Annotated in this window: 21 protein-coding genes; 10 read left to right on the forward strand and 11 right to left on the reverse strand. The window is 40.9% G+C overall.

All coding sequences use genetic code 11. The features are described 5' to 3' along the window. Nucleotides 1-54: 54 nt before the first annotated feature. The 3 genes from F885_RS02880 to imm48 form a co-directional block, all read right to left on the reverse strand. Nucleotides 55-363 carry a type II toxin-antitoxin system RelB/DinJ family antitoxin gene (locus F885_RS02880; protein WP_005322205.1) on the reverse strand — a complete coding sequence of 103 codons (309 nt, stop codon included), beginning with the start codon at nt 361-363 and terminating at the stop codon, nt 55-57. A 109-nt stretch (nt 364-472) separates the two neighbouring features. Further along, entirely contained in the window at nt 473-1387 is a 915-nt protein-coding gene (locus tag F885_RS02875; protein ID WP_017402163.1) for a pseudouridine synthase, read from the reverse strand. Between the two features lie 38 nt (nt 1388-1425). After that, the gene (gene imm48 / locus F885_RS02870) at nt 1426-1818 is read right to left on the reverse strand and encodes an Imm48 family immunity protein (RefSeq protein WP_005204691.1); all 393 of its coding nucleotides are present in this window, start codon (nt 1816-1818) and stop codon (nt 1426-1428) included. Between the two features lie 122 nt (nt 1819-1940). Between imm48 and tsaE the strand changes: the two genes are divergently transcribed. The 7 genes from tsaE (at nt 1941) to F885_RS02835 (ending at nt 8167) form a co-directional block, all read left to right on the forward strand. Then, the gene (tsaE, locus tag F885_RS02865; RefSeq protein WP_005322207.1) at nt 1941-2417 is read left to right on the forward strand and encodes a tRNA (adenosine(37)-N6)-threonylcarbamoyltransferase complex ATPase subunit type 1 TsaE; all 477 of its coding nucleotides are present in this window, start codon (nt 1941-1943) and stop codon (nt 2415-2417) included. Then, nucleotides 2407-4344 carry a DNA mismatch repair endonuclease MutL gene (mutL, locus tag F885_RS02860; protein WP_005322209.1) on the forward strand — a complete coding sequence of 646 codons (1938 nt, stop codon included), beginning with the start codon at nt 2407-2409 and terminating at the stop codon, nt 4342-4344. Before tsaE ends, mutL begins: the two co-directional genes overlap by 11 nt. A 6-nt stretch (nt 4345-4350) precedes the next feature. After that, nucleotides 4351-5295: a tRNA (adenosine(37)-N6)-dimethylallyltransferase MiaA gene (gene miaA, locus F885_RS02855; RefSeq protein ID WP_004806046.1), complete on the forward strand. Its 945-nt coding sequence runs from the start codon at nt 4351-4353 to the stop codon at nt 5293-5295. Between the two features lie 91 nt (nt 5296-5386). Then, on the forward strand, nt 5387-5902 hold the full coding sequence (gene hfq / locus F885_RS02850) for an RNA chaperone Hfq (protein WP_004806048.1): 516 nt from the start codon (nt 5387-5389) through the stop codon (nt 5900-5902). Nucleotides 5903-5983: 81 nt separating this feature from the next. After that, nucleotides 5984-6841, forward strand: coding sequence for an EamA family transporter (locus F885_RS02845; RefSeq protein ID WP_004806050.1), 858 nt, complete (start codon nt 5984-5986; stop codon nt 6839-6841). 33 nt (nt 6842-6874) lie between these two features. After that, nucleotides 6875-7462 (forward strand): TetR/AcrR family transcriptional regulator, encoded by a 588-nt coding sequence (locus F885_RS02840; protein ID WP_005322212.1) that lies wholly within the window; start codon nt 6875-6877, stop codon nt 7460-7462. Nucleotides 7463-7540: 78 nt separating this feature from the next. Continuing rightward, nucleotides 7541-8167 carry an NAD(P)H-dependent oxidoreductase gene (locus F885_RS02835; protein ID WP_005204683.1) on the forward strand — a complete coding sequence of 209 codons (627 nt, stop codon included), beginning with the start codon at nt 7541-7543 and terminating at the stop codon, nt 8165-8167. Between the two features lie 62 nt (nt 8168-8229). Here the strand turns inward: F885_RS02835 and nfsB are convergent, their stop codons facing one another. The 3 genes from nfsB to F885_RS02820 form a co-directional block, all read right to left on the reverse strand. Next, a complete protein-coding gene (gene nfsB, locus F885_RS02830) occupies nt 8230-8883 on the reverse strand; it encodes an oxygen-insensitive NAD(P)H nitroreductase (protein WP_005204680.1) in 654 nt (217 codons plus the stop codon). A gap of 290 nt (nt 8884-9173) precedes the next feature. Next, entirely contained in the window at nt 9174-9890 is a 717-nt protein-coding gene (locus F885_RS02825) for a UDP-2,3-diacylglucosamine diphosphatase (protein ID WP_005322213.1), read from the reverse strand. Between the two features lie 88 nt (nt 9891-9978). Then, the gene (locus F885_RS02820) at nt 9979-10488 is read right to left on the reverse strand and encodes a peptidylprolyl isomerase (RefSeq protein WP_004661403.1); all 510 of its coding nucleotides are present in this window, start codon (nt 10486-10488) and stop codon (nt 9979-9981) included. A 167-nt stretch (nt 10489-10655) separates the two neighbouring features. Here F885_RS02820 and F885_RS02815 point away from each other — a divergent pair, with 167 nt between their 5' ends. Then, the gene (locus F885_RS02815) at nt 10656-12383 is read left to right on the forward strand and encodes a glutamine--tRNA ligase/YqeY domain fusion protein (RefSeq protein ID WP_005322214.1); all 1728 of its coding nucleotides are present in this window, start codon (nt 10656-10658) and stop codon (nt 12381-12383) included. 139 nt (nt 12384-12522) lie between these two features. Here the strand turns inward: F885_RS02815 and F885_RS02810 are convergent, their stop codons facing one another. Continuing rightward, nucleotides 12523-13431 carry an alpha/beta fold hydrolase gene (locus F885_RS02810; protein WP_005322221.1) on the reverse strand — a complete coding sequence of 303 codons (909 nt, stop codon included), beginning with the start codon at nt 13429-13431 and terminating at the stop codon, nt 12523-12525. A gap of 90 nt (nt 13432-13521) precedes the next feature. On the opposite strand from F885_RS02810, the gene F885_RS02805 reads away from it, so the two are divergent. Further along, a complete protein-coding gene (locus F885_RS02805) occupies nt 13522-13935 on the forward strand; it encodes a MarR family winged helix-turn-helix transcriptional regulator (protein ID WP_004806068.1) in 414 nt (137 codons plus the stop codon). Between the two features lie 12 nt (nt 13936-13947). Next, nucleotides 13948-14373, forward strand: coding sequence for a hypothetical protein (locus tag F885_RS02800; protein ID WP_005322222.1), 426 nt, complete (start codon nt 13948-13950; stop codon nt 14371-14373). 89 nt (nt 14374-14462) lie between these two features. Here F885_RS02800 and F885_RS02795 read toward each other — a convergent pair whose 3' ends face one another. From F885_RS02795 to eat, 4 genes are all read right to left on the reverse strand, one after another. Continuing rightward, complete coding sequence (locus F885_RS02795) at nt 14463-15173, reverse strand: glutamine amidotransferase (protein WP_005322223.1); 711 nt, start codon at nt 15171-15173, stop codon at nt 14463-14465. A 114-nt stretch (nt 15174-15287) separates the two neighbouring features. Then, nucleotides 15288-16100 carry an ethanolamine ammonia-lyase subunit EutC gene (gene eutC, locus F885_RS02790; protein WP_005322224.1) on the reverse strand — a complete coding sequence of 271 codons (813 nt, stop codon included), beginning with the start codon at nt 16098-16100 and terminating at the stop codon, nt 15288-15290. Between the two features lie 10 nt (nt 16101-16110). Further along, nucleotides 16111-17496: an ethanolamine ammonia-lyase subunit EutB gene (locus tag F885_RS02785; protein ID WP_005204668.1), complete on the reverse strand. Its 1386-nt coding sequence runs from the start codon at nt 17494-17496 to the stop codon at nt 16111-16113. A gap of 23 nt (nt 17497-17519) precedes the next feature. Beyond that, nucleotides 17520-18950: an ethanolamine permease gene (gene eat / locus F885_RS02780; RefSeq protein WP_005322228.1), complete on the reverse strand. Its 1431-nt coding sequence runs from the start codon at nt 18948-18950 to the stop codon at nt 17520-17522. Between the last annotated feature and the right edge of the window lie 185 nt (nt 18951-19135).

The following is a 19135-nucleotide window of genomic DNA, read 5'->3' on the forward strand; positions in this document are numbered from 1 at the left end:
TAGCGAAAAAAATTCAGCTTAAAAAATAAAAACTTGTTTATAAATGCAACATTGTTAAGTTTTGTCACTTTCACCAAGAAGGGCGTTTAACTCTTCAAACAGGTCTTCATGATCATCTTCAATTTCGACAGAAGATGGGTTTTCAGTACTGGCGGCTGCTTTTGATTTACGCAGTTTTAATAACTGTTCCATGTTGATGTTCTGGTTTTCAATTGCAAATGGAATCGACTTGGTGAGTACCACTTGTTTAAAGAAAAGGCGAACGGCTTGAGCAGGGGAGATACCCAACTGTTTAAACACGGCAAAAGCTTGCTTCTTTTCATGTGAATCGAGGCGAACCTGATAAACTTCTGTTTTTCGCATGAAGAATGAGACCAAATATTTTTAGTTATCGTCATGTATTTTAAACCATTGCAATGTAATTTCAATATTTTTGAAGTGAAAAAATAGAATTTTTGTCATTACGGTGTATTTACAATGTGAGTTCAAGCTTAGAGCTAAACTGCATTTCTTGATTTAGAATCGGATCAATAAACCAAATTTCTTTGGCAAGTAGCTGCAATGGCTGACTAAAATCATCCTCTGCTTTATGCTCAATATGAGGGTAAAAAGAATCGTTAAGTATCGGAATATTCAGATAATTTAAATGCACGCGTAATTGGTGCTGTTTTCCTGTTTTAGGACTGAGTTTATATTTGGCATGCTGCTGATCATGCATTAACAGTTCAATTAAAGTCTCAGTATTATTCGGTTTTTCAGGATTAATTTGCATCGTATAAAAAGGCTGACCTTTTTCTAAATGTAGTTGCAAAATTTGCGGAAAATCCAGTTCAGGTCGATATTTTGCAATGGCATGATAGGTTTTTTGCACTTTTCGTTCGGCAAAAAGCTGCTGATACGCACCTCTTGAGGTGGCTTTTTTACAGAATAAAACCACACCGGCTGTTTCTCGATCAAGTCGATGGATGGGGGTGAGATCTTCGTAGCCTGTTTGTTTTTTCAGTCTGACCAAGAGGGTTTCTTGTACATATTGCCCCGTTGGTGTCATGGTCAAAAAGTGTGGTTTATCGACGACAAGCAGATCATCATTTTCAAATAGAATTTCATGCTGAAACGGAACATGCACTTCATGCGCAAGGAAACGATAATAAAAAATATGGGTATTGGGTGTATAGGGGCTATCCAATGTGAGTTTGCTGCCATCTGCTGCATAAATCAGCTCATCGGCAAAACGCTGTTGCCATTCGCTGATCTGAATATGTGGGAAGTGTTGGCAGAGATAATCAAAAATAGTAAGTGCAGAAACATCGTGAGGTAAAAAGACTTTACTGGCACTGACACCATTTATGAGTGGAGGAGTAAAATCTTTATTTGAGAATTGATTCATAGAGATAAATGATGCCACTAAAATTAAGGTCCGGCATTTTAAGAACAAATGAGATTAAGTATCTCGTTGATGTTTTTGCTTAGATTAACATAATCCGAGTTGATGAATTGCCTGTGCCCATCAATTCCTCTATGAATGATTGCATGCGTGGTCGGATGAAGCTCTTTATCACTTGCAACTTCAATGAGATGTTCTACAAAATCTTGTGCTTGTTGAGGTGCATATTTAAATTCTGCAGTAAAAATAAAAATTGCAAGTTTATGAATCTCTAAAGCCGGGAGTTGGTTTAAAAAACATTGGGCATGAATTGTACCAAAACTAAAACTTGCAAGAATTTGCCGTTCTAGCTCAGTTGTTGTCTCAAAAGGTTTTTCGATGGATAAAAAAAGCTGATGCGTAAATTTCGAAATGAGTTTCCGATGTTCGTCCACAACAGTTTCCTCAGAAAATAATTTAGGAGTTGTTTTAAAAAGAATCAACTTCTTTCTATGGATTAGGCTTTAAAGCAGGGCAATGTTATCATAGCTGCCATCCCAATTTTGTTTTATTTGCCATGTCATCTTCAGTGAAATTTACTTTAAATCATGAACAAGACACTCAACGTTTTGCACAGGTGCTATCACAACATGTGCATGCTGGCATTATTTATTTAATTGGTGATTTGGGCGCAGGAAAAACCACATTTACCCGTTACTTTCTACAAAAGTTAGGGCATCAAGGTTCGGTCAAAAGTCCGACTTATACCTTGGTTGAACCTTATACCATTCAAGGTAAAGAGATCTTCCATTTTGACCTGTATCGTTTGAATGATCCTTATGAACTTGAGTTAATGGGCATCCGTGATTATCTGGAAACACCCGATGCTTTATTTTTATTTGAATGGCCATCGAAAGGTGGTGATGAAATTCCAAAACCAGATATTGTGATTGATATTCAAAAATCGGAAGATGAACTGACTCGATTCGTGACTTTAACCACAGCGTCTGAAGCTTTATCTCAAATTTTGCAGGAACAATTGAATGGCGCATGATTCAACTCGTCGTATTCATACCCTTGATGCTGCCTTAGCCAACCAGATTGCGGCGGGTGAGGTAATTGAACGTCCATCATCTGTGGTCAAAGAATTATTAGAAAACTCAATTGATGCGGGTGCAACTGAACTGATTATTCGAGTTGCACAGGGGGGGGCAACGTTAATTGAAATCATTGATAATGGTAATGGTATTCATGCAGAAGATTTACCTTTAGCGGTGATGCGTCATGCCACCAGTAAAATTCAAACTGCTGATGACTTACATGCAATTGTGAGTCTGGGATTTCGTGGAGAGGCTTTAGCGTCAATTGCAGCCGTATCACGCTTAACTCTGACCAGTAGTCAAGATGAGCAAGGTGTCGGCTATCAAGTTGAAGTGAATGGTACGGCTTTTGATCATCAACAAATTCAGGCAGTCGCTGCACAAAAAGGCACGCATATTCGCGTACAAGATTTATTTTTTAATGTGCCTGCACGCCGTAAATTCTTAAAAAAACCAACCACTGAATTTAATCATATTGAAGAAATTGTTCGCCGTCTGGCTTTAACCCATTTCGATATTCGTTTTGTGCTAGAACATAACGATAATATTCGTTTAAACCTGCCTGTCGCTGACAGTGGTGAATTACGCTATCAGCGTGTGCAACAGTTATTAGGCCAGCAATTTATCCAAAATGCGTACTGGATCGATTCAGACAGTATCAATATGCGCTTATCTGGCTGGTTGGGACATCCTTCGGATGCACGTGCACAAGCTGACATGCAATATGTGTATGTGAATGGTCGTATTGTCAAAGATAAAACCATTTCACACGCTTTACGTATGGCCTATGACGGAATTTTGCATGGTCATCAACATTCCTCCTATTTGTTGTTTTTAGAAGTCGATCCTGAAAATATCGATGTGAATGTGCATCCGACCAAGCATGAAATCCGCTTTTTAAACCAGCGTGAAGTGCATGAATTTGTACGTCACTATGCCAAAGCAACCTTGTCTCAATTTCAGACTGCAAGTGCAGATTTAGCACAGGCAATGAAAACAGATGCGGCGGATGATCATTTTAATTATCAACCACAGCCAAAATACCAAGAACAATTTAATTTACATCGTGCGACGGTAGAAGCAGAACCTCAAGTCAATCAGCAAGTGGCTGTGTCGACTGATTTATTGACTGAGTTTAATCAAAGTCGTCCACAAGCAGTGCACTACAATTCAACACCACAAGAACCACGTTATAACGGTTCTGCGCACTTGAATAATGCACTCAAAAGTTATTTGGCGCCTTTACGTGAAGATGCAGAAGATGGAAATGATCAAGCTCCATCACGTGTAGATGAATTTCCTTTAGGGATTGCAATTGCACAACTGCATGGGATTTATATTCTGGCGCAAAATACTGAAGGCCTGATTATTGTCGATATGCATGCGGCACATGAACGTATCTTGTTGCAACAAATGAAGTCAGCATGGGATAAACCTGAGTTTTGGACGTCTCAGCAGTTATTGATTCCAAAAATTGTATCTATCACACGCATGCAAGCGACACGTATCGAAGATTTACAATCACAATTGCAACGGCTCGGTTTAGAAGTCGATCAATATGGTGATGATCAAGTGATTGTGCGTGGTGTCCCTGCGATTTTGCATAAGGCTGATTTTAGCAACCTCATCCCAGAACTGCTAAATGATCTTGATCCAAATGATGAAGCGAGAGGTTTATTGCAAAAACGTGATGAATTGCTCGCTGGGATGGCTTGCCATGGCGCTGTGCGTGCGCATCGCCAGTTAAGTTTATCGGAAATGAATGCTTTATTACGTCAAATGGAACAAACCGAGTTTGCCAGCCAATGTAATCATGGGCGTCCAACTTGGCGTGCGTTTCCACTCCATCAATTAGATAAATTATTTGCTCGAGGAGAGTAGTTTTACATGTCAAATCAATTGCCCGTCATCAATTTAATGGGGCCTACCGCAAGCGGTAAAACAGCATTGGCATGTGAACTTTATGAGCGTGGAAATTGCGAACTGATTTCAGTCGATTCAGCTTTAGTTTATAAAGATATGGATATTGGTACAGCGAAACCAACCAAAGCAGAACAAGAGCAATATCCACATCATTTGATTGATATTATTACGCCTTTAGAGGTGTATTCGGCGGCACAATTTGTTGAAGATGTTTGCCCATTGATTGATGATATGCATGCCCGTGGCAAAACCCCAATCTTGGTGGGTGGAACCATGTTGTACTTCAAAGCCTTGCTTGAAGGTCTGGCAAGTAATTTACCCAATGCGGATCAAACGATACGTGATGCCATTCTTCAGAAAGCTGAACAACAGGGGTGGCAATCTGTCTACGAAGAGTTGGTTGAGGTAGATCCTGTTGCAGGAGAAAAGTTTAAAGTATCGGATAAGCAGCGCATCATTCGTGCGCTTGAAGTGTTTCGAATCACGGGTGAACCGATAACAAAACTACAAGCTGAACAACCTAAAAATCAACCATATCGTTACATATTTCATAACTACGCATTAATGCCAGATCGTTTAGAATTACATCAACGCATTGAGCAAAGATTGAGCAAAATGTGGAATATTGGTTTTTTGAATGAAGTAGAGGAATTGATTAAAAAATACGATTTAAATGATGATTTACCGTCTATGCGGTCTGTTGGTTATCGTCAAGCTTTAGATTTTTTACTAAAAAGTGACTTAAGTCTCAAAAATAAAGTAGAAATGGAGAACAAAGCCCTTTTTGCGACGAGGCAATTAGCTAAACGTCAATACACATGGTTACGTTCTTTGCAAGAAATACACGATTTTAAAACTTACGTGACGATAAAGCAGGCGAAAGAAGACTTGCGAAACTTCTTTGGATAAAGCAAAATTCGCAGGCTGTCTTTTTATAATTTTTAGTTGAAAAATAAAGATAGTTTTTTTGCGCTGATTTAAAAATTTTTTGGAGTTAAAAATGTCTAAAGGTCAAACTTTACAAGATCCGTTCTTAAATTCTCTCCGTAAAGAACGTATTCCAGTTTCTATTTTCCTTGTAAACGGTATCAAATTGCAGGGTCATATTGAGTCATTTGACCAATATGTTGTTTTGTTGAAAAACACTGTAAGTCAAATGGTTTATAAACACGCGATTTCTACAGTTGTTCCTGCGCGTAACCCACGTCCTGCTGGTGCTCAAGGTACTGCTGGTGGCTTCCCTGCACAAGGTGCTACTGGTGGCTTCGGTGGTCAAGGCGCTGCTGGTGGCTTCGGTGGTCAAGGTGGCGGCTTCGGCGGTCAAGGTGGCTTCGGCGGTCAAGGTGGTGGCTTCGGTGGTCAAGGCGGCTTCGGCGGTCAAGGTGGCGGCTTCGGTGGTCAAGGTGGCTTCGGTGGTCAAGGCGGCTTCGGTGGTCAAGGTGGCTTTGGTCATCAAGGTGGCTTTGATGGCGAAACTAAATTCGAAGATGGTCAAGAAGACGAAAACAATCGTTAATTGATCGATGATCTTTAAGAAAATGCCAGTCTCACGCTAGACTGGCATTTTTTTGTCTATTAGAAAGCTAGAATAAATACTATGGAAATGATTGTTGCTGCGGCATGTTGTAGTGTATTGGTCTCAATTTTGCTGAAATACCTAAAAGCAAAGGGATTTGATGTTTTTCAAATGATTGCGTGGAATTATTTGAGCGCAAGCCTTTTATGTTTTTATTGGTTTAAAACCGATATTACGCATATCTCTTTGAATCATACCCCTTGGTGGTTAATTCTTATTTTAGCTGTGTTATTACCCAGCATATTTTTATGTTTGGCGAAGTCTTTGCAATTTGCAGGTATCCTGAAAACGGAAATTGCTCAGCGGCTTGCAGTCATACTGTCGTTATTAGCTGCCTATTTTATTTTTGGGGAGCAGTTTAGCCAATTAAAATTAATTGGTGTCGTACTGGGCATCATTGCGATTTTAGCGATTATTATCGGACAGGCCACAGAGCAGGCTAGTAAAGGCATGAATTTAAAATCAGCCTTGTTTTTGTTTAGTGTTTGGGCGGGTTATGCTGCTGTCGATATATTACTTAAATATAGTAGTAGTTTAGGTTTACAGTTTGCAGTCACACTGAATTTAACGTTTATTGCAGCCTTTATTTTATCCATCGCTTATATCGCAATTACTCAACCCAATTGGCAACCTAAAAATATTTTTACAGGTTTATTTTTAGGTGTACTCAATTTTGCCAATATTGCCTTATATGTCAAAGCACATATGATTTTCAAAGAAACTCCTGCCATTGTTTTTGCTGGGATGAATATTCTTGTCGTGGTACTTGGTGTTCTTAGTGGCGTCGTATTATTTAAAGAACGGTTAAAAGCTTATACCTGGATTGGATTGATCTGTGGTGTGGTTGCAGTTCTGTGTTTAGCCAAAGCAATGATGTAAAGCGATTTGGTTAAATTTGATGGAAGTAAAATTATGGCTGGTAAGAGACTAAGTAAGGAAGAGCGCAGACAACAATTGTTGCAGGTGGCCCGTTCAATTATTCGAACTCAGGGTGTAGAAGCCCTAACTCTGGGATATTTAGCAGAGCAAGCTGGTATTACTAAACCAATTGCTTATCGACATTTTATTGACCGCGAAGGGTTACTGATTTCGATTTATCAGGAGTTTGATGATAAACAGACTGCAGAGCTTAATCGATCTTTAGCTGCTGAAGCAAAAACCTTACAGCAAACCATCCATATTTTTTGCGACGCTTATTTAAGTTGTTTTATCTCAACGGGTCCAGAGGTTGGATTGGTCATTGCTGCTTTGTCTGGTAGTGATATCTTGCAAAACTATTTTCAGCAATGTCAGCAAAAATTCACAGAAATTTTTAAACAAAGCATCCATCCATTTATTCAATTGGATGGAAAAGAGGGTGAGGCGATCGTGATCGCGATCATGGGCTTGATTGAAACGGTATCGACAGCAGCAAGTAAAAATCAAATTGATGCACTGACTGCACAGCAGGTGATGGAAAATTCACTTTTAGTTATTTTACAAGATTATTCAGCGACCTAATTACAGGCATCATAAACCGAGTTGACAGCATAAGTTACTATTGGTAACTTGTGTAGATCATCTATTCGGAATGGATCTATGTCTAATTCAAATAAATTCCAGCATGCTTTGATTGTTATAACGCATCCAGATACCCAATCACTTTCTCATCAGATTGCACAGCATATTTCTCATGATTTAACTGGAAAGGGTGTTTCAGTAGAAATTGCCGATTTATATAAGGAAGGTTTTCAAGCTGTGATGACGCTTTCTGATATTGAAGCTTATCGTGGTCGTCAAGCTTTGGATGCAGAGGTCCAATTTGAACAAGCGCGCTTTGATCGTGCGGATATTGTTTATTTTATTTTTCCTGTGTATTGGTGGTCGGTTCCAGCTTTCTTAAAGGGCTGGTTTGAACGTGTATTTAGTCAGGACTGGGCCTACAAATACGATGAACAGGGGAATCTATTGGGTACTCTAAAAAATATTCCAGTCAAACTGATTGGGACTGCAACAGGGACGCAATCTGGGTATGATCGGCACGGTTATACACAAGCGATTCACAAACAAATCGTGGAAGGTATTTTTGCCTATTGTGGGATTGATGATGTCCAAACCTCAATGCTATTTAAAGCAGATTTTATTCAGGCTGATGATCTGAAGGTCTTCTTTGAAGAATTAGACCAGACGGTTTTAAGTCAATCTCAAATCAATACGAATGCGTAATGCTAAGCCCTAATAATAAGGTTTAACTAGTTATTATTAGGGCGTTCATTCAATAAGTGCTGTTATAGGCGAGTAAAAACCACTTCATCTGGTAGTCGTGATTTTGGCAGTTTGGCATTGAAATCACTGTCGCTGCGATAACCGAGTGCAACAATTACAGAGGCTTTGAAGCCTTTTTCAGCCAAACCAAATTCTTTATTTATGAGCTCTCTATCAAACCCTTCCATAGGTGTTGCGTCGATTCCTTCTAGACCCGCAGCAAAAAGCAGTTGCCCAAGTGCAAGGTAGGTCTGGTTTTCCATCCATGCCGGAAGATTTTTCAGTTCATTACGATAGAATTCAACATAACCAGAACGGGTGGCACGTTGTCCTTGTTTGGCAGTTTCGTCTTTAAAGCGACCACTGACATCATCTTGCTGTAATAATTGTTCTAAGTATTCAGCAGAAATATCGGTACGCGTGCAAAATACTAAGGTATGTGAAGAATTGAGAACTTTGGCCGCGTTATACACATAATTGCCAGTCAATGCCGATGCAATACGCTGCTTTGCTTGATCAGATTCAGCAACCAAAAAGTGCCAAGGTTGAATATTTACCGAAGAAGGGCTGAAACGTAAAATTTCGAGTAGTTTTTCAAATTGTGCTTGAGGAATTTTTTTCTCTGCATCATAAGCTTTTGTGGCGTAACGTGTTTTTGCCGTAGCTAAAGTATCCATCCGTCATTTACTCGATTTTAAAATTTAATTTATTTTACTTGATCTAAATTTCACGAAAAGTAGCTAAATGTGATTTCTATATAGATTTAAGTCGTATATGAGTGGGTTAGAGCGATTAAAGCTCTGATCAAGCGTAAGGAGATGACCGATTGAAGGTTTAGCGAAGTGCAAGATGCTTAAAGTGACTAAAGTTTTTATCCAAGTGTAAGGCAATAATTTATTAATAGATGGTTGGGATAAAAATATGAAGAGATAAAAGAAGTCGTTAAGATCAGTTAAAGAGTGATTAATTAATAGAACCACTGTTTAAAATCTAATTGATAATTTTCTTGCTCATTGAGCTCTAAAATCCAAGCTGAATCTGCTCGCCAATCTCCTAACACAATACGTCGTTTGTTAAGGACATGGTGAATCTCTGGACGATGGGTATGGCCGTGAATTAAATAATCAACGTGTTCAATCACGGATTCTACTGCTTGAGCATTAACATCCATGATGTCATAGCTTTTCAGCTGTTTGGTTTCGCTACTTTTTTTACGGAAACCATTGGCAAGTTTTTGTCTAAAGCTCAATGGGGTGCGTTTTATTAGCCCCAATAATACGGGGTTACGAATCACTTTACGAAAACGTTGATAAGCAACATCATCGGTACAGAGCGCATCACCATGTTCCAGTCGGAACGTATGTTGTTGAATATTTAGGGTATAAACGTCAGGCAGTAAAATGCCATCGAAGTGTTTTAAGAATTTTTGACCTAAGGCAAAATCACGATTACCCACTTGGAAATAAACTTGGTTATTCGCTGCGGTGAATTTTTGCAAAGCACTGACAATTTCATCTAACCATGGGGCAGTGTAATCATCACCAATCCAAGCATTAAACCAATCACCCAAAATATAGAGTTGCGTGTTTTTATGCTGGTATTGTTTCAATAAAGCTAAAAACCCTCGAACGAGTCGAGGGTGATCAGGTGACAAATGTAGATCTGAGATAAACAGGTAGGTCACACTTTTATCCTATTTTATAATCCCTCCCAGCCTCCCTTTGTAAAGGGAGGAGTTTCCCCTCTTTTAAAAGAGGGGTTAGGGGAGATTCTTATTCAGAAATAATTTTAGCAGATTCAATTACAACGTTCTCTAAAGGAACGTCTGCGTGATAACCACGGTTACCTGTACGTACGCCTTTGATCGCTTCTACAATATCAAGACCTTCAACAACTTTACCAAATACTGCATAACCCCAGCCTTGCGCTGTTTTACCAGTATGGTTTAAGAAAGAGTTGTTTTTAACATTGATAAAGAATTGAGCAGATGCAGAGTGTGGAGCTTGAGTACGCGCCATTGCAATTGTGCCTTCATCGTTGCTTAAGCCGTTGTCAGCTTCATTTTCGATTGAGTCACGTGTTGCTTTTTCTTTGAAGTTTTCATCCATGCCACCGCCTTGGATCATAAAACCATCAATCACGCGGTGGAAAATTACGCCGTCATAGAAACCGTCACGTACATATTCTAAGAAATTTGCAACCGTTTTTGGTGCTTTTTCAGCGTTAAGCTCAAGAACAATACGACCTTTGTTGGTGTTTAATTCGACTTGAGGAAAACTCATTACATTAATCTCCTAAACATGGGCAAATTGACCATGGGTTTTTGGTTGAGAGAAGCATAAGCAAACTGTAAACTACAAGGCAAGTAAAAAACGTTAAAATCTTTCATAAATAGCAAAGATTGCGTTTTTATTTCCCATTTTTAACTGTAAGAAGTGATTTACACCCTATGAAGCCAAATGATGTTGTTTCTGAACTGCCAAAGACCCCGACGCCGAATACCCATGCCTCTGTCGATGCCGTGCAGCAAGAACAACAGGCAGGCTTAGACTTTGTACGTCAAGTCATTACCGATGATTTAAAAGAAGGGCGTACCCAAAAAGTAGTAACACGTTTCCCACCTGAACCAAATGGTTATCTGCATATTGGTCATGTCAAAGCAATTTGTTTGAACTTTGGTATTGCCGAAGAATTTGAAGGTTTATGTAATTTACGTTTTGACGATACCAACCCAGATGCTGAAGAACAAGAATATGTTGATGGTATTGCCAATGATGTGAAATGGTTAGGTTTTAACTGGAATGGCGAGCCTCGCTATGCGTCTGGTTATTTTGACCAACTTTATGCATGGGCTGTTCAGTTGATTGAACAAGGTGATGCCTATGTGGATTTGCAAACCCCAGAAGAAATTAAGTTGAACCGTGGTAATTTCGTTGAACCAGGGAAAAACTCACCTTATCGTGATGCGACTGTTGCAGAAAATCTTGCGCGTTTTGAACAAATGCGTAATGGTGAAATCCAAGAAGGCGGTGCTGTACTTCGTGCCAAAATCGATATGGCAAGCCCGAATGTGCATATGCGTGATCCGATTCTTTATCGTGTACTGCATTCAGAGCATCACCAAACCGGTGATAAGTGGAAAATGTACCCAATGTATGACTACGCTCATCCATTGTCTGATGCGATTGAAGGTATTACCCATTCACTCTGTACTTTAGAATTCCAAGATCATCGTCCATTCTATGACTGGATTGTGGAAAAAGTTCACTCGCAAGCTGTACCACGTCAGTACGAGTCTTCACGCTTAAATATCGATTACACCATTACCTCTAAACGTAAGTTACGTAAATTGGTTGAAGGTCAGCATGTACAGGGCTGGGACGATCCACGTATGCCAACAGTCGTTGGGATGCGTCGCCGTGGTTTTACCGCAGAAGGTTTACGCGATTTCTGTAAGCGTGTTGGTGTATCGAAAACGGATGGTATTGTTGATGTGGCAATGCTTGAGTTCTGTATTCGCCAGTCTTTGGAAAATACCGCAGCACGCGGTATGGCAGTACTCAATCCATTGAAAGTGACATTGACGAATTTACCTGAAGAATTGGATCTTACGCATGCACGTCATCCAAACGTGGATATGGGCGAACGCATTATTCCGTTAACGCGTGAACTTTATATTGATCGTAAAGACTTTGAAGAAGTACCGCCAAAAGGCTTTAAACGTCTGATTCCTGATGGTGAAGTGCGCTTACGTCATGCCTATGTGATCAAGTGTGATGAAGTAATTAAAGATGCCAATGGTGAAGTGATCGAACTTAAATGTTCAATTGATCCTGAGACTTTGGGTAAAAATCCTGAAGGGCGTAAGGTGAAAGGGGTTGTTCATTGGGTCTCTGCGACCAAAGGTGTACCTGCGGAAGTTCGTATTTACGATCGTTTGTTTAACGAAGCAGCACCAGATGCAGATGATGATTTCCTCGCACATTTAAACCCAGAATCGTTGCAAGTGGTTCAAGCGGTGATTGAGCCAGCTTTAGCACAAGCAAAACCTGAAGATCGTTTCCAGTTTGAACGTGAAGGTTATTTTGTTGCGGATCAACATGATCATCAAGCAGACAAACCAGTGTTCAACCGTATTCTGGATCTGAAAGATAGCTTTAAAGCTGACAAGAAATAAGTTTTGAATTTATTGTTTTGATCTTAAAAAGCCGATTTGTTTTCAAATCGGCTTTTTATTTCTGCTGCTAATGGGTTTTTTTAAGCATTTTATTTTAAATCGGTGTATCGCATTGTGCGATTGTTGGTCGGTCGGTTTGTTACTGATCTTGGTGATGCCTTGCTTGTTGGATGTGGGCAGCAATCGCATCGATGATGAATTGATAGAGATCAGTTGGTAAATCATGTCCCATACCCTCAATTTTTAATAGCTTTGCGCCAGAAATAGACTTTGCGCTCTCTTGGCCGCATGCAATCGGGATTAATAAATCCTTTGTGCCATGAATCACCAGGGTCGGGGCAACGATGCGGGCGAGGTATGAGCGAATATCACCAGTTGCAGCAATTGCAGCAATTTGCCTTTTTAGCCCATCTGGATCGTAATTGCGGTCATATTCCTCTGAAATAAGTTTTAAATATGCATTTTCGTCAAAACTAAATCGAGGACTCGAAATATATTTTGCAAAATGCAGTTTATGCAGAAAAAAATCAGTCTTATTCAAATGTGGATCTGGACTGGGGCGGGTGAGCAGCTCTATAACATCAGCTTGGGCACTTGGAAGTACTGGGTTTCCTGTACTCGACATAATGGATATCAAGCTCTTGACTCTTTGGGGGTAAGTACTTGCCATCAGTTGAGCAATCATCCCACCCATAGAGCGTCCAATAATGTGGACTTGATCAATTGCTAAAGCATCAAGTAATCCCACTGTATCTTCAACCATATCGTGAAGCGTATAAGCAATCTTGATGTTCTCGCCATTTTGGCTAGCATGGATCAGATCATGCAATTCTGGAGCGGGTTGATCATGCAAATGTGTTGACAAGCCAACATCTCGATTATCAAACCGAATGACTCGAAAGCCTCTTTTAGCAAGCATTTGACAGAATAAATCACGCCAATGAATCATCTGAGTACCTAATCCTGAAATTAATAGAATGGTATTTTTATGCTCAGCGCCAAAGATATCGTAGTGGAGATAGAGATTGTTTGTAGAGACCTCATTCATGCTTCATCTCAAAAAAGTAAGATACAATGCTTGCAATATACTTGAGTTATCAAGTATATTGCAAGCATTGTATCGGTATTGAAATTGGTTATGAATAAGCTTGAATTATTACTGGATCAACACCTTGTTGGTTCTTTATTGAGTAAAAAACTTGATCTGGCGCTTAGCGTACACGGAATTAATCTGACGGAATTCATTCTGATGTATCACCTTGGTCTGGTGCCTGAGGTGGGATTAAATCGAATCTCATTGGCCCATAAAGTTGCACTGACAGCTTCTGGTGTCACCAGAGTGTTACAACCTATGGAAAAAACTGGACTGATCGTAAAGACGGTTCATCCACGTGATGCAAGACAAAGCTTTGTCGTACTGAGTGCAAGTGGTCAAGAACTTCTCAGCAATGCGATCACGACGGTCGAGCACACGGTTGATTCTATCTTTGCATTATTCAATCAAGAGGAAATTAAGACGCTACAGCTTTTGTTAAATAAATTAAAAGTTTAAAGCGGAGGCAAAATGAAAGACGCGTATATTTTCCCAACCCAAGAGGATGGGATTCGTTTATTTAAGCGACATCTTCAAGGGGAGGTCGTCATGTTGAACTTACTTCGATTGAAGCAAGTGGCGGATTATTCAGATTGTCCAGATCTAGCTCCAGCAACCCCAATTACAGGACGAGAGGCTTTTCAGCGCTATATCGACCATACACGTCCATTTCTACAGCAAACGGGTGGTGATATTTTACTGCTTGCCAATGCGGGTGATTTTTTTATCGGCCCCTCTGATGAGTATTGGGACATAGTAATGTTGGTAAAACAAACATCCATTGACAGCTTTATGTCGTTTGCACAGAACCCAGAATGCATGAAGGGAAATGGACATCGTATTGCAGCAATTCAGGATTCTCGATTACTGCCAATGCAGACAACAACACAGCTTTAACATTGGTGCAATAGAGCTTATGGATGAACCATCAAAAAAGCCCAGCGATATAATGTTGGGCTTTTTTTACAGTTCTAAAATAGCAAGCTTTAAACATTCAGATGGTCTAAGAACGTTTGAATGACCAATCGGCACTGCTGTTCCAACTGTGCTGCATAAGCCTGATTATCTTGGCGTAATTGAGGAATGGATAAACCCGCATGACGTATTTCACAGGTATGGCCAATGAGCCATTTTTCAAAGTTTTCTTCAGCGATTTCAATATGGAACTGCAAGGCCAAGATGTTATTGCCCACAGAAAAAGCTTGATTTGGATAGATCGCCGAACTTGCCAATAAGCTACTATTTTCAGGTAAATCAAAAGTATCACCGTGCCAGTGCAGCACTTCGACATTTTCTAATGCGGCTAAGGGATTCGTCTCAAGCACTTTAATGTCTAATTTGCTCCAACCAATCTCTTTTTGATGTCCAGCATAGACTTTTGCCCCCAGTGCATGTGCAATCAGCTGTGCGCCCAAACAAATGCCAATGGTGGGTTTATTGGCTTTTAAGCGTTGTTTTAAACCCTCAATTTCATCCACTAAAAACGGGTAGTCCTCGGTTTCATAGACGCCGATTGGGCCACCGAGAATTATCGTTAAGCCCTCATAACTCAGTGCGGGACTCAGATTATCCACACCCGCTTCAAAATAACGGACGCGAAAACCCAATTGATAAAAAATATCTTCTAATGAACCAAGGTCTTCAAAAGCAAGATGCTGAATGGCGTAAACGGTTTTTAGATGAGAAGCGAGGGGCATGACCGAGTACCAATGAATAAAAATTATGTTGTATCTTAAATCATTTTTAAGACCGATGTGTTGACCTTATGCTTTTTGGACAGCACTGGAAAATAGGGCTGTCCAATTGCTCAGTTAAAAAAGCAATCTGCGTTGATGATGTTCTTCAACAGTTGGAACCACATGTTCATCCTTTAAATCGACACCAGATAAGCCCAGTCGTTTGGAGTTATGCATTAAAGCCAATAGGCGTTGTGTGGCAATCGGCGTACTTAATCCTGCGGGACGAATATTGGAAATACAGTTGCGTTGTGAATCTAGGCAACCGCTGTGCGCTTTCCATGTGTAGTAGAGTCCCATACTGTCAGGTGAACTGAGCCCAGGACGTTCACCGATCAGCATAATCAACATACGCGCCTGAAAAATTTCAGCAATTTCGTCGCCCAAAGCAACCCGGCTGCCTGTAGCAATCACTACAGGGGCTAAAGACCACTGTTGTTCTGCAAAAGGCTGAATCAATGCATGTATGAATGGCAGTGCATTTTCTTCAATGGCACGGGCTGATAAACCATCACCAATCACAATACAGATATCATAAGCCTGCGACGCTTTTTGCATTTGCTGAAGCTGTTGTGTCGAATCGGTTGAAAGTAAACGTCCTAAATCAGGTCGCTTCAAATACAGCTCTTTATGTTCAGCCTGACTTTGTACATGGATCGGGTTTAGACCTAGTTTTTGTAGCTGTTCTTGCAGATGGGTGACATTCAGTGATTGAAAGACCGCATCTTTGGCTTGGGCGTGGCTGAGTTGGAAATCAAGTAATGCATGGGTTGGAATGCTGCACCCTGCACGTCCAATGGCAATACGGGCATCGGTAAACTGTTTTAGTGTTTCCCACTGGTCTTGATGCGCCTGTGCAGGAAATTGAATGTCCTTGGAAAGCTTCATGAGATTCTCCTTAATGCATCAATAATCTGGAGAATTGAGCGGGCATTTGTTCTGCCCAATGAATCTGTTGCTGCTGTTGTTTTAAAATGCCTTGTTGTTCCAACCAGAGTGAAAACTCAGGGGCAGGTTGTAACCCAAGTAGTTGTCTGAGATACAGTGCATCATGAAAAGAGGTGGTTTGATAATTCAACATCACATCATCCGAACCTGGAATGCCCATAATAAAATTAATGCCTGCTGTACCAAATAAGGTCAGAAGTACATCCATATCGTTCTGATCGGCATCTGCATGATTGGTATAGCAAATATCACAGCCCATTGGCAGACCAAGCAATTTGCCACAGAAATGATCTTCTAAACCTGCGCGAATAATTTGTTTTCCGTCGTAGAGATATTCAGGGCCAATAAAGCCGACCACGGTATTGACCAATAAAGGCTTGTATTTGCGCGCCACAGCATAGGCACGTGCTTCGATGGTTTGCTGATCAACGCCGTGATGTGCATTGCTGGACAGGGCACTACCTTGACCCGTTTCAAAGTACATTACATTGTTTCCAAGCGTACCTCGATTTAACGCCAGTGTCGCTTCATAACCTTCCTGCAACATGGCAAGTGAAATACCAAAACCTTCATTGGCTTTTTGTGTACCTGCGATAGATTGAAACATCAGGTCAATCGGAACATTTTTTTCTGCCAGTTGAATGCCTGAACTAATATGGGTCAGAACACAAGACTGGGTCGGGATTTGATATTCTTGAATGACATGGTCGATCAGCTTTAACAGCTCAGAGAGATTATGCAGATTGTCTGTTGCTGGATTAATCCCAATCACTGCATCGCCATTGCCATACATCAGACCATCTAAAATACTGGCGGAAATACCGAGTACATCATCGGTCGGATGATTGGGTTGTAAACGCGTGGATAAATGTCCTTTTAAGCCGATGGTATTGCGAAATTGGGTAATGACCTCACATTTGCTTGCGACATAAATCAGATCTTGATTACGCATGATTTTACTCACAGCGGCAACCATTTCTGGGGTTAAACCCGCTGTAAGCTGTTGTAGCTTCTCTGTTGTGGCATCTTCGCTGAGTAACCAGTTACGAAAATCGCCCACAGTAAAATGCGCAATCGGTGCAAACAGATCAGCGCGATGTTCATCAATAATCAGACGGGTAATTTCATCGGTCTCGTAATCCACTACGGTTTCATTTAAAAAGTTTTTTAAAGGCACATCTGCAAGCGTAATTTGTGCAGCAACACGTTCAGTAGCATCCTGCGCAGCAACACCCGCCAGTTGATCGCCAGAACGTAAAGGGGTGGCTTTTGCCATCAATGTTTTAAGATCGGCAAATTGATAGTGTTGTTGTGCCACGATTTGACGGTAACGCATGCGGTTCTCCTTAATCTTTCTGATTATTGCTTTTCATCTGCCGTGATCTGTGCAAATTCTTCTTCTGGCGTCCCTTGTATGAGTTGGTGACGACTATAAAAGATAAAATAGGCAATAAAGACCATATAAATACCTGCTGCAATACACCACACTTTAGGGTTGACCAGAAAGCCTGCAACAACTGCGATGGCAGCCAAAATTAAGGCAATGCTAGAGGTGAAGATACCACCTGGTGTTTTATAGGGGCGGTACATCAAGGGACGAGATACTCGCAGCTTAATATGTGAAAGCATCATCAAGACATAAGAAATGGTTGCCCCGAAGACTGCAATTAAAATAAGCAAATCGCCTTCTTTACTTAAGGACAAGAAGAAGCCAATGATGCCTGGAATGATGATGGCTAAATAAGGGGCGTGATTTTTATTGGTTAATGACAGCGAGGTGGGTAAATAGCCCGCACGGGAGAGCGCAAAAATCTGGCGTGAATAGGCATAGATAATTGAAAAGAAACTGGCGATAAGCCCAGCAAGACCGACAAAATTAACAAAGTTCGCCAGCCATGTACCTTGACCATAGACTTTGACGAGCGCATCGACCAAGGGCGCACTGGAGTTTTGTAAGGTACTGGCACCGGCTGCACCTGCGCCTAAAAATAGAATCAGTAGGGCAAAAGCGGTTAAAATTAACATCGCACCAATCAATCCGCGTGGTAGTGATTTGGCAGGGTCTTTGGCTTCTTCAGCAGCTAAAGGTACACCTTCAACAGCCAAGAAAAACCAAATCGCATAGGGAACCGCTGCCCAAATGCCTAAATAGCCATAGGGTAAAAAGCTGCTTGCGCCAAATTGTTGCCCTGCAGCAATATCAAACAAATTCTGCGAATTAAAATGAGGCAACATCGCAACGATAAAAACAGCCAGTGCGATTGCCGCAACCAAGGTGATGGCAAACATAATCTTAAGTGCTTCACCAGCACCTTTTAGGTGGATCCCCATAAAAATCAGATAACAGGCTAAATAAACTTGCCAGCCGCCAATACCGAATAGAGATTCACAATAGGCCCCAATAAAGACCGCAATAGCGGCAGGCGCAATCGCATACTCAATCAGAATCGCGGTACCTGTTAAATAACCACCGAGTGGACCAAATGCAATACGGGCAAAACTATAACCGCCACCCGCTGTAGGCAGCATGGTCGCCATTTCGGACATGGCAAGACATAGGCAGAGATACATCACGGCAACGACCGCGGTGGCAACAAACATGCCGCCCCAACCCCCTTGAGCGATACCAAAATTCCAGCCAGCGAAATCGCCTGAAATAACATAGGCGACCCCTAAGCCGATCAGTAATAACCAGCCCACGGCACCTTGCTTGAGTTTTCTTTGGGCAAAATAATCTTCAGAAGAGGTTGCAGATGCTGAAAGTGCAGAAATAGGTTCTTGATTGTTCATACAAAGCTCCGTGTATGGGTCTCATCAGCAAGATGCAAAAGCAATGCCGATGTTGCACACCTTGTGCCAAAATTAAATTTTTATTTGATTGCTTGATCCAGTTTGCTTGAGAAAATACGGTGTTTATTGAGTCATCAGTACATTAGGGTTTAAGGCTGTATAAGCCTATGTCGCAAGGCTTATAC

Source organism: Acinetobacter higginsii, assembly GCF_000369845.1.
Classification (GTDB): domain Bacteria; phylum Pseudomonadota; class Gammaproteobacteria; order Pseudomonadales; family Moraxellaceae; genus Acinetobacter; species Acinetobacter higginsii.

Coding starts and splice junctions, on each gene's coding strand:
- F885_RS02820 (WP_004661403.1), bottom strand. CDS start 10,488: ATGAGTTTTCCTCAAGTCGAATTAAACACCAACAAAGGTCGTATTGTT.
- hfq (WP_004806048.1), top strand. CDS start 5,387: ATGTCTAAAGGTCAAACTTTACAAGATCCGTTCTTAAATTCTCTCCGT.
- F885_RS02785 (WP_005204668.1), bottom strand. CDS start 17,496: ATGCGTTACCGTCAAATCGTGGCACAACAACACTATCAATTTGCCGAT.
- nfsB (WP_005204680.1), bottom strand. CDS start 8,883: ATGGATACTTTAGCTACGGCAAAAACACGTTACGCCACAAAAGCTTAT.
- miaA (WP_004806046.1), top strand. CDS start 4,351: ATGTCAAATCAATTGCCCGTCATCAATTTAATGGGGCCTACCGCAAGC.
- F885_RS02815 (WP_005322214.1), top strand. CDS start 10,656: ATGAAGCCAAATGATGTTGTTTCTGAACTGCCAAAGACCCCGACGCCG.
- F885_RS02875 (WP_017402163.1), bottom strand. CDS start 1,387: ATGAATCAATTCTCAAATAAAGATTTTACTCCTCCACTCATAAATGGT.
- F885_RS02810 (WP_005322221.1), bottom strand. CDS start 13,431: ATGAATGAGGTCTCTACAAACAATCTCTATCTCCACTACGATATCTTT.
- F885_RS02805 (WP_004806068.1), top strand. CDS start 13,522: ATGAATAAGCTTGAATTATTACTGGATCAACACCTTGTTGGTTCTTTA.
- F885_RS02840 (WP_005322212.1), top strand. CDS start 6,875: ATGGCTGGTAAGAGACTAAGTAAGGAAGAGCGCAGACAACAATTGTTG.
- F885_RS02800 (WP_005322222.1), top strand. CDS start 13,948: ATGAAAGACGCGTATATTTTCCCAACCCAAGAGGATGGGATTCGTTTA.
- F885_RS02835 (WP_005204683.1), top strand. CDS start 7,541: ATGTCTAATTCAAATAAATTCCAGCATGCTTTGATTGTTATAACGCAT.
- eutC (WP_005322224.1), bottom strand. CDS start 16,100: ATGAAGCTTTCCAAGGACATTCAATTTCCTGCACAGGCGCATCAAGAC.
- tsaE (WP_005322207.1), top strand. CDS start 1,941: ATGTCATCTTCAGTGAAATTTACTTTAAATCATGAACAAGACACTCAA.
- F885_RS02845 (WP_004806050.1), top strand. CDS start 5,984: ATGGAAATGATTGTTGCTGCGGCATGTTGTAGTGTATTGGTCTCAATT.
- F885_RS02880 (WP_005322205.1), bottom strand. CDS start 363: ATGCGAAAAACAGAAGTTTATCAGGTTCGCCTCGATTCACATGAAAAG.
- F885_RS02795 (WP_005322223.1), bottom strand. CDS start 15,173: ATGCCCCTCGCTTCTCATCTAAAAACCGTTTACGCCATTCAGCATCTT.
- eat (WP_005322228.1), bottom strand. CDS start 18,950: ATGAACAATCAAGAACCTATTTCTGCACTTTCAGCATCTGCAACCTCT.
- mutL (WP_005322209.1), top strand. CDS start 2,407: ATGGCGCATGATTCAACTCGTCGTATTCATACCCTTGATGCTGCCTTA.